Origin of the sequence: Sphingobium cloacae, from assembly GCF_002355855.1 — a bacterium.
GTDB lineage: Bacteria > Pseudomonadota > Alphaproteobacteria > Sphingomonadales > Sphingomonadaceae > Sphingobium > Sphingobium cloacae.
Genome location: NZ_AP017655.1, coordinates 1,181,865 through 1,197,411, shown reverse-complemented (window position 1 = coordinate 1,197,411; position 15,547 = coordinate 1,181,865). Strand labels below are relative to the sequence as shown.

General features: G+C 65.9%; 13 protein-coding genes and 1 pseudogene. 12 read left to right on the top strand and 2 right to left on the bottom strand.

Going from position 1 to position 15,547, the window contains the following annotated elements; translation table 11 throughout:
• The first annotated feature begins 29 nt into the window (after nt 1–29).
• The 5 genes from SCLO_RS05850 to trxB all read left to right on the top strand — a co-directional run bounded on the left by SCLO_RS05850 (nt 30) and on the right by trxB (nt 5,101).
• Nucleotides 30–1,439: a circularly permuted type 2 ATP-grasp protein gene (locus tag SCLO_RS05850; protein ID WP_066521843.1), complete on the top strand. Its 1,410-nt coding sequence runs from the start codon at nt 30–32 to the stop codon at nt 1,437–1,439.
• Between the two features lie 4 nt (nt 1,440–1,443).
• Nucleotides 1,444–2,376 (top strand): alpha-E domain-containing protein, encoded by a 933-nt coding sequence (locus SCLO_RS05845; RefSeq protein WP_066521840.1) that lies wholly within the window; start codon nt 1,444–1,446, stop codon nt 2,374–2,376.
• Nucleotides 2,377–2,394: 18 nt separating this feature from the next.
• The gene (locus SCLO_RS05840; protein WP_066521838.1) at nt 2,395–3,267 is read left to right on the top strand and encodes a transglutaminase family protein; all 873 of its coding nucleotides are present in this window, start codon (nt 2,395–2,397) and stop codon (nt 3,265–3,267) included.
• 25 nt (nt 3,268–3,292) lie between these two features.
• Entirely contained in the window at nt 3,293–4,030 is a 738-nt protein-coding gene (locus SCLO_RS05835; protein WP_066521835.1) for a peptidase, read from the top strand.
• A gap of 108 nt (nt 4,031–4,138) precedes the next feature.
• Complete coding sequence (gene trxB, locus SCLO_RS05830; protein ID WP_066521832.1) at nt 4,139–5,101, top strand: thioredoxin-disulfide reductase; 963 nt, start codon at nt 4,139–4,141, stop codon at nt 5,099–5,101.
• Between the two features lie 168 nt (nt 5,102–5,269).
• Here the strand turns inward: trxB and SCLO_RS05825 are convergent, their stop codons facing one another.
• Both SCLO_RS05825 and SCLO_RS05820 read right to left on the bottom strand, forming a co-directional pair.
• Complete coding sequence (locus tag SCLO_RS05825) at nt 5,270–5,560, bottom strand: acyl carrier protein (protein WP_066520750.1); 291 nt, start codon at nt 5,558–5,560, stop codon at nt 5,270–5,272.
• A 25-nt stretch (nt 5,561–5,585) separates the two neighbouring features.
• A complete protein-coding gene (locus SCLO_RS05820) occupies nt 5,586–6,593 on the bottom strand; it encodes a GNAT family N-acetyltransferase (RefSeq protein WP_066520751.1) in 1,008 nt (335 codons plus the stop codon).
• Between the two features lie 49 nt (nt 6,594–6,642).
• Between SCLO_RS05820 and SCLO_RS05815 the strand changes: the two are divergent.
• The 7 genes and pseudogenes from SCLO_RS05815 (at nt 6,643) to SCLO_RS05785 (ending at nt 15,506) form a co-directional block, all read left to right on the top strand.
• Nucleotides 6,643–8,171, top strand: a pseudogene (locus SCLO_RS05815) (acyl-CoA ligase (AMP-forming), exosortase A system-associated).
• Nucleotides 8,168–9,400: a pyridoxal-dependent decarboxylase, exosortase A system-associated gene (locus tag SCLO_RS05810; protein ID WP_066520754.1), complete on the top strand. Its 1,233-nt coding sequence runs from the start codon at nt 8,168–8,170 to the stop codon at nt 9,398–9,400. The pseudogene SCLO_RS05815 and the gene SCLO_RS05810 overlap by 4 nt, the downstream one beginning before the upstream one ends.
• Before the next feature lie 132 nt (nt 9,401–9,532).
• Nucleotides 9,533–10,177, top strand: coding sequence for an XrtA/PEP-CTERM system exopolysaccharide export protein (locus SCLO_RS05805; RefSeq protein WP_066520756.1), 645 nt, complete (start codon nt 9,533–9,535; stop codon nt 10,175–10,177).
• A gap of 1 nt (nt 10,178) precedes the next feature.
• Nucleotides 10,179–11,699, top strand: coding sequence for an XrtA system polysaccharide chain length determinant (locus SCLO_RS05800; protein ID WP_066520759.1), 1,521 nt, complete (start codon nt 10,179–10,181; stop codon nt 11,697–11,699).
• A 13-nt stretch (nt 11,700–11,712) separates the two neighbouring features.
• Nucleotides 11,713–12,642: an AAA family ATPase gene (locus SCLO_RS05795; RefSeq protein WP_066520762.1), complete on the top strand. Its 930-nt coding sequence runs from the start codon at nt 11,713–11,715 to the stop codon at nt 12,640–12,642.
• Nucleotides 12,639–14,258 carry a hypothetical protein gene (locus SCLO_RS05790; RefSeq protein ID WP_066520765.1) on the top strand — a complete coding sequence of 540 codons (1,620 nt, stop codon included), beginning with the start codon at nt 12,639–12,641 and terminating at the stop codon, nt 14,256–14,258. The genes SCLO_RS05795 and SCLO_RS05790 overlap by 4 nt, the downstream gene beginning before the upstream one ends.
• A 45-nt stretch (nt 14,259–14,303) precedes the next feature.
• On the top strand, nt 14,304–15,506 hold the full coding sequence (locus SCLO_RS05785; RefSeq protein ID WP_066520768.1) for an XrtA/PEP-CTERM system-associated ATPase: 1,203 nt from the start codon (nt 14,304–14,306) through the stop codon (nt 15,504–15,506).
• Nucleotides 15,507–15,547 lie beyond the last annotated feature (41 nt).

Here is a 15,547-nt window from a genome sequence, read left to right as displayed (position 1 = left end):
TGGCCTGTGGCCGAGGGAGGAACGACGCTTTGCCCTTCCATGAAATGTTTGAGCCTGATGGTTCCGTCCGCGCCTGTTATGACGAAGTGCAGAAATGGGTGGAACGGACCGGCATAGCCGGGCTCAATCGTCGCATGGAGGAGGCTGAGGCGATCTTCCGCCGCATCGGCATCACCTTCGCCGTTTATGGGGAAGGGGGCGACCCGGAAAGACTGATCCCCTTCGACCTGCTGCCCCGCATCTTCACCGCGCAGGAATGGCGGGTGCTGGATCGGGGCATCAAGCAGCGGGCGCGGGCCTTGAACGCTTTCCTGCTCGATATCTATCACCGGGGGGAGATCATCAAGGCTGGGATCATTCCCGCCGAGATCATATACCGCAACAGGGCCTATCTGGCGGAGATGGTCGGCTTTACGCCGCCGGGCCGGGTCTACAGCCATATCGTCGGCATCGACATCGTGCGGACCGGCCCGACGCGCTTCGAGGTGCTGGAGGATAATTGCCGCACGCCCTCGGGCGTCTCCTACATGCTGGAAAACCGGGAGATCATGACGCGCATGTTCCCCGAGCTTTTCGCGCAGGGGCTGGTCGCACCGGTGGACGATTATCCGGCCCAGCTTCTGAAGAGCCTGAAGGAAGTCGCCCCGCCTGCCTGCAAGGGCGATCCGGTGGTCGTGGTGCTGACGCCGGGATCGCTCAACAGCGCCTATTATGAGCACAGCTTCCTTGCCGACCTGATGGGCGTGGAACTGGTGGAGCCTGCCGACCTGTTCGTCGATGAAGGCCGCGTCTGGATGAAGACCACGCTGGGGCCGAAGGCGGTGGACGTGATCTATCGCCGGATCGACGACGAGTATCTCGACCCGCTGACCTTCCGGCCCGACAGCCTGCTTGGCATCCCCGGCATCTTCCATGTCTACCGCAACGGCGGCGTGACGCTGGCGTCGGCGCCCGGAGCGGGGATCGCGGACGACAAGGCTGTTTATATCTATGTGCCGGAAATGATCCGCTTCTATCTGGGCGAGCAGCCGATCCTCGACAATATCCAGACGTGGCAGTGTTCGAAGCCCGACGAGTGCGCCTATGTGCTGGAGCATCTGCATGAACTGGTGGCGAAGGAGGTGCATGGCTCGGGCGGTTACGGCATGTTGATCGGCCCCAAATCCTCCACTGCCGAAGTCGAGGCCTATGCCGACCGGATCAGGGTCCATCCCGGCGAGTTCATCGCCCAGCCGACGCTGGACCTGTCCACCGTCCCGACGCTTGGGCCTGCCGCCGTGGTGGGGCGTCATGCCGATTTCCGTCCCTATTGCCTCGTCGGTCAGCAGATCCGGCTGGTGCCCGGCGGCCTGACCCGCGTGGCGCTGACCGAAGGATCGCTGGTGGTGAATTCCAGCCAGGGCGGCGGGGTGAAGGACACCTGGATTTTGCAGGATTGATGCGATGCTGAGCCGGACCGCTGAAAATCTCTTCTGGATGGCCCGCTACATGGAGCGGGCGGAGGCCACCGCGCGGCTGCTCACCATGGGGCAGCGCATGACGATCCTGCCCGGCGCGCATCATCGCGACGAGTGGCGATCGGTCGTCCGCGCGGCGGGGTGCGAGGAGCAGTTTCCGACTGGGACGCCGGTCACGGAAAGCGATGTCGTATCCTATCTGATGCTGGACCCGGACAATCCGTCCTCCATCCGATCCTGCCTGCTCAAGGCGCGCGCCAACGCCAAGTCAGCGCGCACCATGTTGACGCAGGACATGTGGGAATCGCTCAACGAAGGATGGCGCAAGCTCGACAGCTATGACGTGGCGGAGGCGCGGCAGCAGCTTCCCGCGCTGATCGACTGGGTGAAGACGCGGGTGATGACGTTCCGGGGCGCGACGGACGCGGGGCAGCTTCGCAACGAGGGGCATGACTTCCTGCGCGCGGGCGGGGCGCTGGAGCGAGCGCAGATGACGTTGCGGCTGCTGGACGTCAAATATTATGTGCTGCTCCCCGAAACGGAGGTGATCGGCGGCAATCGGGATCATTATCAGTGGACTTCGGTGCTCTATGCCCTGTCGGGCGCGCGGGCCTATCATCATGTCTATGGCGGCACCTACACGCCGTGGCAGATCACCGATTTCCTGATGCTCAATCGCCTGTTCCCGCGCAGCGTCGCCTTTTGCGCCGACCAGTTGGCCTATCGGCTCAATCGGCTCGCAGGCTGGCATGATTCGCGCGGCCCTTGTCATGATACGGTGCAGGAGATGGTCGCCGATCTGGAAGAGCTGGACAGTGGAGAGATTTTCCGCCGGGGCCTGCATGAAACGGTGCAGATGAGCCTGAAGATGACCAACCGGCTGGGCTTCGAGATCGCCCAGACCTATTATTTCGGCTAGGGGAAGGGAACGTCGGCCATGAAACTGCTCGTCCGGCATCAGACCGTCTATCGCTATGCCGGGGCGGCGGGGCGTGTCGCCATGCGGCTGAAGCTGATGCCGGTCGACACGCCGCAACAGAAGATATGGGAATGGCGCGTCATTGTGAACGGTGATCCGGTCACCGCTTTCCATCCCAACAGCTATGGCGAGAAGGAGGCGGTGTGGATCCGCCATGACCAGCTCGACCATGCGGTCGTCGTGGCGGAAGGGCTGGCGGAAACGACGGAGACCCACGGCGTCCTGGGATGGCCGACGGGGCAGGTCGATCCCCGCTATTTCCTGCGCGATACGCCGCTGACCCGCGCATCGGACGGGATTCGCGCTCTGGCGATGTCCGTGGCGGAGCAAGGATCGCCGTTGGATCGGCTTCACGCCCTTTCGGCATCGGTGCGGCAGGCGGTGAGCTATCGCGCCGGCGTTACATCGACGGAAACCAGCGCGGCCGAAGCGTTCGCCCTGGGCGCGGGCGTGTGCCAGGACCATGCGCAGATATTCATCGCGGGCGCGCGGACGCTCGGGATGCCCGCGCGTTACGTGTCGGGCTATCTGCTGGCGGAGGAGGGGGATGCGCTGCACGAAACCCATGGCTGGGCCGAAGCGCTGGTGCCCGATCTTGGCTGGGTCGGGTTCGATCCGTCCAATCAGGTCTGCGTCACCGACCGCTATCTGCGCGTGGCGTCGGGGCTGGACGCGGACGCCGCCGCGCCGATCCGTGGGTCCGTCACGCTGACGGGCGATATGTGGATTGACGCGGACGTCCGGATCGCGCAGGCGGAGGAAGGGCTGGAGGAGCGGCAGTTGCAGCAACAGCAGCAGCAAGGTGCCCCGTCGTCCATGCCGGAAAGATAGGCAGGCATTCGGGAGCCGCAGGAGCATGACATATTGTGTGGCGGTGCGCGTCGATCAGGGACTGGTCATGCTGTCCGACACCCGTACCAATGCGGGCATGGACAATATCGCGCGCTTCCGGAAGACCTTCACCTATGTGAACCCGGGCGAGCGGGCCATCGCGTTGCTCTGCTCAGGCAATCTGTCGATCACGCAGGGCGTCAAGTCGATGCTGGGCCGCGCGATCAAGGATTCGGCGCTCGACCCCGATGTGGAGACCATCCTCAACTGCCCGACCATGCATCGCGTGGCGCAGATCGTGGGGGAGGCCATGTGCGCCATGCAGGGCCAGTATCGCAGCACGATCGAGATGCAGGGATCGGCGGCCGACGCCTCCATCCTGATCGCGGGCCAGCGCCGTGGCGGCAAGCCGCGCCTCTACCTCGTCTATTCCGCCGGGAACTTCATCGAGGCGACGGAGGACACGCCCTTCTTCCAGATCGGCGAGCATAAATATGGCAAGCCGATCCTCGACCGCATCATCCAGCGGGAAACGAGCCTGGAGGAGGCGGTGAAGGCGGTGCTGGTGTCGATGGATTCGACGTTGCGATCCAATCTTTCGGTGGGGATGCCCCTCGACCTTGCGGTGATCGAACGGGATGCGTTCGACTTCCGCGTCCGCACCCGGATCGAGGCGGACGACGAGCAGTTCGCCACCCTGTCCCAAAGCTGGTCCGCCGCGCTGCGGAAAGGCTTCGAAGACCTGCCCGACGTGCTGGGCTGATCGCTCGCCTATCAGGGGCAGAGGGAAAAGCATGGCCAACTGACGCTTGCGCGGAGGCGGGGGGGCCTTATCTCCTTCCCGACAACGAATCGCAGCCGAAAGACCGTCATGACCGCTACCCATTCCACCCGCATGCTCATCCTCGGTTCCGGCCCGGCCGGCCTGTCCGCCGCCATTTACGGCGCACGCGCGGGGCTGGCGCCGATCGTGGTGCAGGGGATGCAGCCGGGCGGGCAGCTGACCATCACGACGGACGTGGAGAATTATCCGGGCTTCAGGGACGTGATCCAGGGGCCGTGGCTGATGGAGCAGATGCAGGCGCAGGCCGAGCATGTCGGCGCGCAGATGGTCTATGACATGATCGTGGACGTCGACCTTTCGCAGCGGCCCTTCCGCCTGACGGGCGACAGCGGCACCATCTATGTCGCCGACAGCCTGGTGATCTGCACTGGCGCGCAGGCCAAATGGCTGGGCGCGGAGGGCGAGCAGCTGCTTCAGGGCAAGGGCGTGTCCGCCTGCGCCACCTGCGACGGTTTTTTCTATCGCGGCAAGAAGGTGGTCGTGATCGGCGGCGGCAACACGGCGGTGGAGGAAGCGCTCTACCTCACCAACCACAGCCATGACGTGACGCTGATCCATCGGCGCGATTCGCTGCGGGCGGAGAAGATCCTGCAGGAACGCCTGTTCGCGCATCCGAACATCAAGGTGGTCTGGAACCAGAAGATCGCGCGTTTCGTGGGCGGCGGCGATCCCGAAGGGCTGGTCGGCGTCGACCTGATCGACACGGTGACGGGCAAGGCCAGCCATATCGAGGCGGACGGCGCGTTCGTCGCCATCGGGCACCAGCCCGCGACGGAATTGTTCGCAGGCAAGCTGCCGATGGACGAAGGCTATCTGCTGGTGGAAAAGGGCACGACCCGCACCGCCGTCCCGGGCGTGTTCGCGGCGGGCGACGTCACCGACAAGATCTACCGCCAGGCGGTAACGGCGGCGGGCATGGGATGCATGGCCGCGCTGGACGTCGAGAAATTCCTCGCCGAAGCGGATTTCGAGGCGCTGGCGGCGGAGTAGGGGGGATTGGCGACGGTCCGCCTTCCTCATTCCGTACGCCCTGAGCGAAGTCGAAGGGCACGGCCGACCGGAGGGAGGCCACTTCGCTCCGCTCAGTGGAAGGCTTCGACTTCGCTCAGCCCGAACGGATGAAGGAGTGTCCGCTGCTGGCCGAAAGCAAACCGAAAACTATCCGCCGACCTTCATCCGCGCGAAGGACACCAGCGTGCCGAAAGTCTCGAACGTGTCGCCGTCGATATCCTCGTCGTCGATCAGGATCTGGAAGCGATCCTCCATTTCGGTGAGCAGGCCAGCGACGGCCATGGAATCCAGTTCCGGCAGCGCTCCGAAAAGCGGCGTGTCCGCCTCGAACGCATCGACCCTTTCCTGCGTCAGGCCCAGAACGTCGCGCAACAGCGCGCGCGTCAGGTTCTCCACTTCGTCCATCCGGTCGACCGGCTGAGAATCTTCTGCCTGCATGGGCCGTCGCTTAATGGCTCGCGATCTATCCGACAAGCGCGGAAATCGCGGTGCGCGCCGCCGGAATCCAGGTGGAGGCATGGCGCGGGTTGAAGCAGTCGATGCGGTGCAGCGTCGCCCGTTCGTCCATCCAGTCCCGCTTATAGGCATTGTCGCCCGTGCCATAATCGATCGTCGCCACGTGGTCCGCGTCGATCGCATGGGCGAACATCGCGTGGCTGAGCAAGGTGCCGGGCGAGCCATGGTCGAAAGCCCGGTCGTGAGAGAGTTTGTGGATCAGCGCGACGCCATTCTCCACCGTCCACAGTTGCGTCGCCACCGGCATCCCGTCCCGCCGCGCAAAGCCCATCCGCAACGTGCCCGCCACGCTTTCCCGCTCGGCCAAGGCCCGCAGGAAGGAAAGGCCCGGCTCCGCGTCCTTCCAGCTGCGGGCATGGACATGCTGATAATCGTCCCACAAGGCGTCGGTCAGGCGCTTGGATATGTCGATGGCGAAGGGCGCGCCACGGCCCTTGCGCCGCACCTGGTTGCGCAGCCGCCCCGGGCGCTGCGCCCAATAGGCCGCGAAATCGCGCCCTTTCACGTCCAGCACATGCCGCCCACCCATCGGGCGGCGCACCGCGAACCATCCGGCACGGCGGAAGGCGGCCAGCATCTGTTCGGCTTCGCCCTGCACCGGGTAGAAATCGATCTGGGCATGATCGGCGAGGAGATGAAGCGCCGCCGCCTCCAGCAATGCCGCCTGCAACGGGAGAGCGGGCGCGCTCAGGAAGATCGGTCTCCAAAGGAAACTATACCAGTTCGCCAGGGCCGAAAGGCGGCGCGTATCGGACGGCAGCAGGAACAGCCAAAGCTCCGCATCCTCCTCCGTCACCCGCAGCACATGCGGGGGCCGATCCGCAAAACAATGGCCATGGAGCGATTCGAACCAGTCGATCCGGTCGAACAGGCAGGGCGTCGCGGCGCGATCGAGCCGCCCGGCCAGTGCGGGCCGCACCTCCGCGAAGCTCCGATATTCCCTTGCGACCGCCAAACCACTATCTCCCCGGCACGTCCCACGCGCCTAAAGGAAAAGTCTGGAGATGAAGTTAAGCGACCCCCTCTTCGGCGACGTGGAGTTACGGCCCATCGATCATGTGCTTTTGCGCGGAAACCCCACGCATCCGGCACTGGACGGCCGGTCGGGCTGCCATGATTTCTCCGAACTGGAGCAAGCTCTCGCACGGCTGGCGGGCTGGCTCGCCGGATTCGGGCTGGAGCGAGGAGCACGGGTGGCAAGCTGGATCGCCAAGGGGCCGGTGGCGGCGCTCATGCCGCTCGCCGCGCCGCGCGCCGGGCTGGTGCATGTCCCGATCAACCCGCTGCTGAAACATGCGCAGGTCGCCCATATCCTCTCCGACAGCGGCGCGGCGCTGCTGATCGGCACGGCGGCGCGGCTCGATACGCTGGGGGAGGGCGATGTGCCCTCCGGATGCCACCTCCACCCTGAGGGTGACGCCGCCGCCGCCATGAGGGGGGGGAGGGGATAGGCCCCTGCGACGCCGCGCCGGACGATCTGGCCGCGATCCTCTATACCAGCGGATCGACCGGGCGGCCCAAAGGCGTGATGCTGAGCCATGCGAACCTGTGGCTGGGCGCGGTGTCGGTGGCCGGCTATCTGCGCCTCTCGCCGGAGGATCGCACGCTGTGCGTCCTGCCCTTCAGCTTCGACTATGGGCAGAATCAGCTATTTTCGACATGGTTTGCGGGCGGATGCGCCGTTCCGCTCGACTATCTGACGCCGCGCGACGTCATGAAGGCGGTGGACCGGCGGGGCATCACGACGCTGGCCGGGGTGCCGCCGCTCTGGGTGCAGCTCACCGAACTGGACTGGCCCGCGGCAACGGCCGCGAAGCTCAAGCGCCTCACCAACAGCGGCGGCGCGTTGACCCGTCCGCTGGTGGCGAAGCTGCGGGCGTTGTTCCCGCAGGCCGACCTCTATCCCATGTATGGGCTGACGGAAGCCTTCCGTTCCACCTATCTTCCGCCTGCTTTGGTGGCGAGCCATCCCGACAGCATGGGGACGGCGATCCCCTTCGCCGAGATATTGGTGGTGCGCCCGGACGGCAGCCTCACCGACGACGAAGAGCCGGGCGAACTGGTCCATTGCGGGCCGCTCGTCGCGCAGGGTTATTGGCGCGATGCCGCCCGCACGGCGGAGCGTTTCCGCCCCGCGCCGCCTGCCTCGCGCTATGGCGGTTTGGCTGTCTGGTCCGGCGATACGGTACGGCGGGACGAGGAGGGCTTGCTCTATTTCGTCGGCCGGGACGATGCGATGATAAAGTCGGCGGGGAACCGCATCAGCCCCACGGAGATAGAGGAAGCCGCCGCCGCGGTCGAAGGCGTGGCCGAAGCCGTCGCGCTGGGTGTGAAGGACGAAAGGCTGGGGCAGGCGGTATTGCTGCTGTTGCGCGCGGGCGATGAGGCTGTAAAGCCGCAGGTGGAGGCGCGGCTCAAGGCCGAACTCCCCAATTTCATGCAGCCTCGGGAGATCATCGTGCTGGCCGGATTTCCGCGCAATCCCAATGGGAAGATCGACCGCGTGGCTTTGGCTCGGGAACATGCCGCATGAAGCCGATGGGACCGATCCCGCCGCATTTTTCCGCCGAGGACGGCATGTTGCTGATCGGCGGCTGCGGCGCGGCGAGCCTTGTCGACGAAGCGGGCGACACGCCGCTCTTCGTCTATGACATGGCGATCGTGGAAGCGCAGGTCCGCGCCTTGCGGGAGGCGATGCCCGATGCGCTCTCTATCCATTACGCGATGAAGGCCAATCCTTATCCGCCGCTGCTAGCGCGCATGGCGGGGCTGGTCGATGGCTTCGATGTGGCGTCGGGCGGAGAACTTGCGCTTGCGCTGGAGGCGGGCATGGACGCGGCGCATATCAGCTTTGCAGGGCCGGGAAAGCGCGATGATGAACTGACGGCGGCGATTCGGAATGGCGCGACGCTCAATCTGGAGTCGGAGGGGGAGGCGCGTCGCGCGCTCGCCATCGGCGACCGTCTGGGGATCAGGCCGAAGCTCGCGGTCCGCGTGAACCCCGATTTCGATCTCAAGGGATCGGGGATGCGGATGGGCGGCGGGGCCAAGCCCTTCGGCATCGATGCCGACCGCGCCGCCGCTCTCGCTCGCACCGTGATGGGGGCGGGCGCGGACTGGCGCGGCTGGCACATCTTCGCAGGAAGCCAGGCGCTCGACCGCCAAGCGATCATCGACATGCAGGCCGCGACCCTGATCCTCGCCGCGCGCCTGTCGGAAGAAGCGGGCGCCGTGCCGCCGCTCGTCAATCTGGGCGGCGGTTTCGGCCTGCCCTATTTCCCCGGCGACCAGCGGCTCGACATCCGCCCCGTCGGCGCGGCGCTGGACAATGCGCTGGAAGCGCGCGCCGACATCCTGCGCGACAGCGCCTTCGCCATCGAGCTGGGCCGCTGGCTGGTGGGGGAGGCGGGCGTTTATCTGACCCGCGTGGTCGACGTGAAGCAGAGCATGGGCGAAACTTTCGTTGTCGTGGACGGGGGCCTGCATCATCAACTCGCGGCCAGCGGCAATTTCGGCACCGTCGTTCGCCGCAACTATCCCATCGCGGTCGCGAATCGTTTCGGTGCGGAACCGAATCCGGAGGCCGTAACGGTGGTCGGCTGCCTCTGCACTCCCATCGACCGGCTGGGCGACAAGGTGGCCCTGCCCCCGGTGCAGGAAGGCGATCTGATCGCGGTCTTCCTGGCCGGAGCCTATGGCGCCTCGGCCAGCCCGGCCGCCTTTCTGGGCCATCCCTGTGCGGGACAGCTTCTGATCGGCTGAATCCGACGGGCTGCAAATCCTAACGGTATCTTTACCCTTTGCGGGCATGAGGGAGGTTGAAGCCATGCGCTGATCCGGCCTGCCTCACCTCTTGGGCGGCCGCCGGCGCGTGCCGCATAAAGAGGTGAGATCATGGGTTTTCAGCGGATTTCCAGTCTTGTCATCGGGGCATCGCTTTCGGCCATGGTGCTGTCGGGCTGTGCGTCGAGCGCCAGCGGGCCGCAACTGCCGCCGGCATCCTTCGTCGCCACGGAGGAAAAGCCGGGCGAGGAATATGTGATCGGCCCGCTCGACGAACTCACCATCTTCGTATGGCGCAATCCCGAACTGGGCGCGAAGGTCCAGGTGCGGCCGGACGGACGCATCACCACGCCGCTCATCACCGACATGCCCGCCGTGGGCAAGACGCCCAAGATCCTGTCGGAAGACATCAAGCAGGCGCTGTCCAAATATATCGAAAATCCGCTGGTGTCGGTGATCGTCAACAATTTCTCCGGCACGTTCAGCCAGCAGGTGCGGATCGTCGGCGCGACGGAAAAGCCCGCCTCCATCCCCTATCGCGCGAACATGACACTGCTCGACGCGATGATCGCGGTCGGGGGCCTGTCCCAATATGCGGCGGGCAACAAGGCGCGGCTCGTCCGCTTCGACAGGGATAGCGGCAAGCAGACCGAATATCAGGTCCGTATCGGCGACCTCCTGAAACGCGGCGATAGCAAGGCGAACGTCACGCTGTCGCCCGGCGACGTCATCATCATCCCGGAAAGCATGTTCTGATATGGCGGGTCTTTACGACGAGTTTCTGGTCATCCTCCATGGCATATGGAACCGGCGCTGGGTGGCGCTGGCGGTGGCGTGGGGCGTGTGCATGCTGGGCTGGCTGGGCGTGGCGCTCATTCCCAACAGCTACCAGTCCAAGGCGCGCGTCTATGTGAACACGCAGTCGCTGCTGGAGGACAAGGTGGGCATCACGCAGGTCCAGTCCCAGCAGGATCTGGACCGCCTGCGCCAGACGCTCGCCAGCGCGGAGAATCTGGAAAAGGTCGTGCGCGACACCGACCTGTCGCAGGGCATTTCCGGCCCCCGCGACATGGCCGCGAAGATCACTGCCCTGCGCGAGAATATCTCCATCATGGCGCAGGCCGATCCCAGCATGATCGACATCAGCGCGATTTCCGCCGACAGCAGCCTGTCGGACGGCGCAAATGCCCGCATCGCGCAGCAGATCGTGCAGAAGATGATCGACATCTTCCAGGAAGCGAACCTGACCAGCGACCGCACGGAAACGAAGCAGAGCCTGGCCTTCCTCGACCAGCAGATCGCGCAGCGCGGCAAGCAGCTCGCCGCCGCCGAACAGCGCCGCGCGGAGTTCGAGCAACGCTTTATCGGCCTGCTCCCCGGCGCGGGTTCCATCGGTCAGCGCATGGACGCGGCCCGGCAGGAAATCAGCAATATCGACGCGCAGCTCGTGCAGGCGCAAAGCGCGCTCAGCGCCATGAACGGCCAGTTGGCGGCCACGCCGCAAAGCCTGCCCGGCGTGGGCGCGGCGGGCGCCCCTTCCTCCCTGGCGCAGGCGCAGTCGGAACTGGCCTCCATGCGCTCGCGCGGCTGGACCGCCGACCATCCCGATGTCATCGCCATGCAGCGGCAGGTCGACGCGCTCCGCAAGCAGGGCGTCGGGGCTGTGGCGGGAACGGGCGGAACGCCCAACCCGGCCTATCTCTCGCTCAAGTCCATGCAGGCCGACCGGGCCGCGACCGTGCAGGCGCTCAATGCCCGCAAGGCGCAGTTGCAGGCGGACCTCAACGTCATGACATCCCGCCAGACCAATGAGCCGGGGATCGCCGCCGAGCAGGAAAAGCTCGCCCGCGACTATGACGTGCTCAAGGCGCAATATGACAAGTTGCTGTCCGACCGCGAGGAAATCCGCCTGCGCGGCGAGGTGAAGACCGAAACCGGCGCGGTGCAGTTCCGCGTGCTCGCGCCGCCCAGCGCCCCGACCGCGCCCATCGCGCCTAATCGCCCCATCCTGCTGATCGGCGTGCTGGTGCTGGGCATCGGCGCGGGAGTCGGCGTCGCCTTCGCCATCGGGCAGCTCAAGGGCACTTTCCCGACCGCCGCCCGTCTGGAGCGCGTCGCGGGCATCCCCGTCGTGGGATCGATCAGCCAGACGCTGAACGCCGGGCAGGCCGCCATCGAAAAGCAGAGGCTGAAATGGTTCGCGGGCGCGAGCGGAGGGCTGGCGGCTGTCTGCCTGCTGCTGATCGCCGTCGAATTCATCCAGCGCGGCATGGCGTGAGGAGGCTCCATCCATGAACAAGCATAGCTCCCTGTCGGCCAGCGGCTCGCTATTCGAACGCGCGACGCAGATCTACGATTTCGATGCCGCGCTGAGAGGCCGCGCCGCGCCCGTGGTGGAAGCGCCAGCCGAAACGCCGCTGCCAGCCGCCGAGATCGCGCCGGAATTCGCCGTGCCCACGTCCGAGGAGCCTCCGTTCCGCGCGCCGGCATGGATTGGCCCGGTGCAGGCCGTGGACCGGGAAAAGCTGGCGGAGGCGGGCTATCTGCTCCCCGGCGGTCCCGTCACCACGATGAGCGAGGAGTTCCGCCTGCTCAAGCGCGACCTGCTGACCCAGTTGCAGGACAATCCGCGCGGCAATCGCATCCTCATCTGTTCGCCCCATAGCGGGGAGGGCAAGAGCTTCTGCGCCGTCAATCTCGCGCTCAGCCTTGCGGCGGAGAAGGACAGGGAAATCCTGCTGGTGGACGCCGATTTCGGCAAGCCGGGCATCCCCGAAGCGCTGGGGCTGAATCCCGGTCCCGGCCTGATGGACGCGCTCAGCAATCCCGCCATCGCGATCGAGGATTGCGTGATCCGCACCGACATTCCCGCGCTGTCCGTGCTCCCTTCGGGGCAGCCGAGCAACAACGACACGGAATATCTCTCGTCCGCGCGTACCGACGCATTGCTCAAGCGCCTGACGGAAGGGCGGCCCGAACGCATCATCCTGTTCGATTCGCCGCCCTTGCTGGCGGCTTCGGCCGCGGCGGTGCTGGCGGGGCATGCCGCCATCTCATTGCTCGTCGTGCGGGCCGACAGGACCAGTGAAAGCGCCCTGCGCGAGGCGGCCGCCATGCTGAAGGGCGGGACGCAGGTGCAGCTTCTGCTCAACGGCGTCCGCTTCGGCGGGGGCACGCGCCGTTTCGGCGGCTATTATTCGAAGGAAGGCAGCAGTTCATGACCACCCGGCTTCTCGCAGGACGCGGGCGATGGATCGCATGGAGCGCGGCAGCCGCGGCGGCGTGCGCCACGCCCGCTTTCGCCCAATCGGGCGCCAATGGTCATCGCACCGATGTGACGCCCTATCTGGGGATCGATCAGGTCGTCCTCGCGCCGCTCAAGGGAGGGGATGGCGACGTCCTCACCTATACCGCCGTTACGGCGGGCGTGACCGCCCAGTTCCAGAGCCGCCGCGTGGAAGCGGTGGCCGACGCGCAATATAGCCACCTCTTCAGCTGGAGCGGCGATACCGCCGATCAGGATATCATCAGCGGCATCGTCAGCGGCCGGATCAACATCGCGCGCGGCCTGGCCTTCGATGCGGGCGCGCTGGGCGCGCGGGCGCGGTCGGACGGCTATTCCGGCGCGTCCAGCTTCGGCGGAGGCTATAGCAGCCAGGTCTATGCCGCCTATGCCGGGCCGACCTATGCCGACAAGCTGGGCATTTTCGACGTCACCGCTGCCTATCGCCTCGGCTATGCGCGGGTGGAGGACAATTCCAGATATGAGCTGCCCGGCGGACAAGGCGGCCGGTCGTTCGACGATAGCTGGTCGCACCTGCTCACCGGATCGGTCGGCGTCGCGCCGGGCGTGGTCCTGCCGGTCGGCCTGGTCGCCAGCGGCGGCTACAGCCGCGAGGATGCGCGCCAGCTCGACCAGCGGTTCGAGGATAAATGGGGCAGGCTGGACGCCATGCTGCCGGTTTCCCCGACGCTCGCGGTCGTGGGCGGCGTCGGCTATGAAAATATCCGGATCAGCCAGCGTTCGCCGCTGCTGGACCAGGGAGGCGTGCCGGTCATTTCCCATGGACGTTTCGTGACGGACAAAAGCTCTCCGCGCGCGCTGCTCTACGATTTCGACGGGATGATGTGGGATGTGGGCGTGCTCTGGCGGCCCAGCCACCGCACGTCGCTGGAGGCCCGGGCTGGCCGGCGTTATGGCTCCATGACCTATCAGGGCAGCTTCACATGGCAGGGCCGCGACAGTTCGTTCGCCGTGATCGTCTTCGACGGGATCGACAGTTTCGGCCGCATGATAACATCCGACGTGGCCGGGCTGGGGCGCAACAATCTCAACGTGATGCGCAATCCCTTCACCGGCGACCTGACGGGCTGCGCCTTCTCGCCCACCGGCGGCGGCCAGTGCTTCAACGACGCGCTGGCGGGCATCACCGACGTCAATTTCCGCTATCGCGGCGTCGCCATGCAATATGCGCGGCAGCGCGGGCCGTGGAATTTCGGCGTCGGCGCGGGCTATTCGCAGCGCAAGTTCATCACCCCGTCGGGCGACATCGTTTATATCCGCGGCGCGAAGGATGAGAATTGGTATGCCGACGCCTCGCTGGGCTATGCGCTCAGTGAGCGGGACAGCATCGGCGCGGGCGCCTATGTGAACTATTTCAATGCCAGCGGTGGCCGATCCGACGTGCTGAACATGGGCGCGTTCACCGGCTATTACCGCACCATATCCCGTCGCCTGACCGCATCGGCCGCGCTGGGCGTGGACGGCGCGAAGGGCGACGATCTCGAGACGGTGATCACGGCCATGGGTCAACTTGGCCTGCGTTACAGCTTCTAAAGATTTTCCGGCCAGTATCGCGGCAGGCCGGATGGAGACGACAAGATGTACGACCAGTTCTATGGATTGCAGGGCCGACCGTTCCAGCTGACACCGGACCCGCATTTCTATTTCGAGAGCGCGACGCATCGCAAGGCGCTGTCCTATCTTGGCTATGGCCTGGCCCAGGGTGAAGGCTTCATCGTCATCACCGGCGACATCGGCGCGGGAAAGACCACGCTGGTCGGCCACCTCATGAACACCATCGACCCGCAGCGGCTGACGGCGGTGAAGATCGTGTCGACGCAGGTGGAGGCCGACGACATGCTTCGCCTTGCCGCGCAGAGCTTCGGCCTGGCCGTCGACGGCCTGCCCAAGGCCCAGATATTGCGCCAGATCGAAGGCTTCCTCCACGCGCAGGCACGATTGGGCCGCCGGTCGCTCCTGATCGTCGACGAAGCGCAGAACCTGCCCATTTCCGCGGTCGAGGAACTGCGGATGCTCTCCAACTTCCAGCTTGGGGGGCAATCGCTGCTCCAGATTTTCCTGCTGGGCCAGCCGGAGTTTCGCGACCTGCTGAAGTCGCCGGAACTGGAACAGCTTCGCCAGCGCGTCATCGCGACGCATCATCTGGAACCGATGATGGGCAGCGAGATCGAACCCTATATCGTCCATCGCCTGTCGCTGGTCGGCTGGACCGGCAATCCCCATTTCACGGCGGAGGCTTTCGCCGCCATCCATGCCGCGACGGACGGCGTGCCCCGCCGCGTCAACGCGCTGGTCAGCCGCCTGCTGCTGCTGGGCGCGATCGAGCAACTGACCGAGATCGATGGCGCCGCCGTGCAGGCCGTGATGGCCGACATGGGCGTGGATGAGGCCGAACCGGAAGCGGTCGCGCCCTCGGCTCTCGATACGGCGGCCGAACTGGCCGAACCGCAGCCTGCGTCCGATGCTCCGCCGGAACATGCGCAGGCCGTCGCCGCCGCGCCGGCGGAAGAGGCCCTGCCTCCCGCCCTGCTGGAGGAAATCGTCGAATTGCGCGCCGAAATCGCTTCGCTCCGCGCGGCGCAGGCGCATGTGTCGATGGTGCCCTCGGTCGATCCCGAAGCGCTCAAGGATTGCTTCACGCTGATCGAGGAGAGGCTGGGCAGCCTGGAAGCGCGCGCGCAGGAACAGGACGCCGCGCTGCGTCGCGTCCTCACGCTGTTGATCGACTGGGTGGAGCGAGAGGATCGCATGGCTCCCGATCAGCACAGCGCCGCCGCCTGATCGCGGCTTGCCGTAAGGGCGTGAACCGGCGAGGAAAGGAC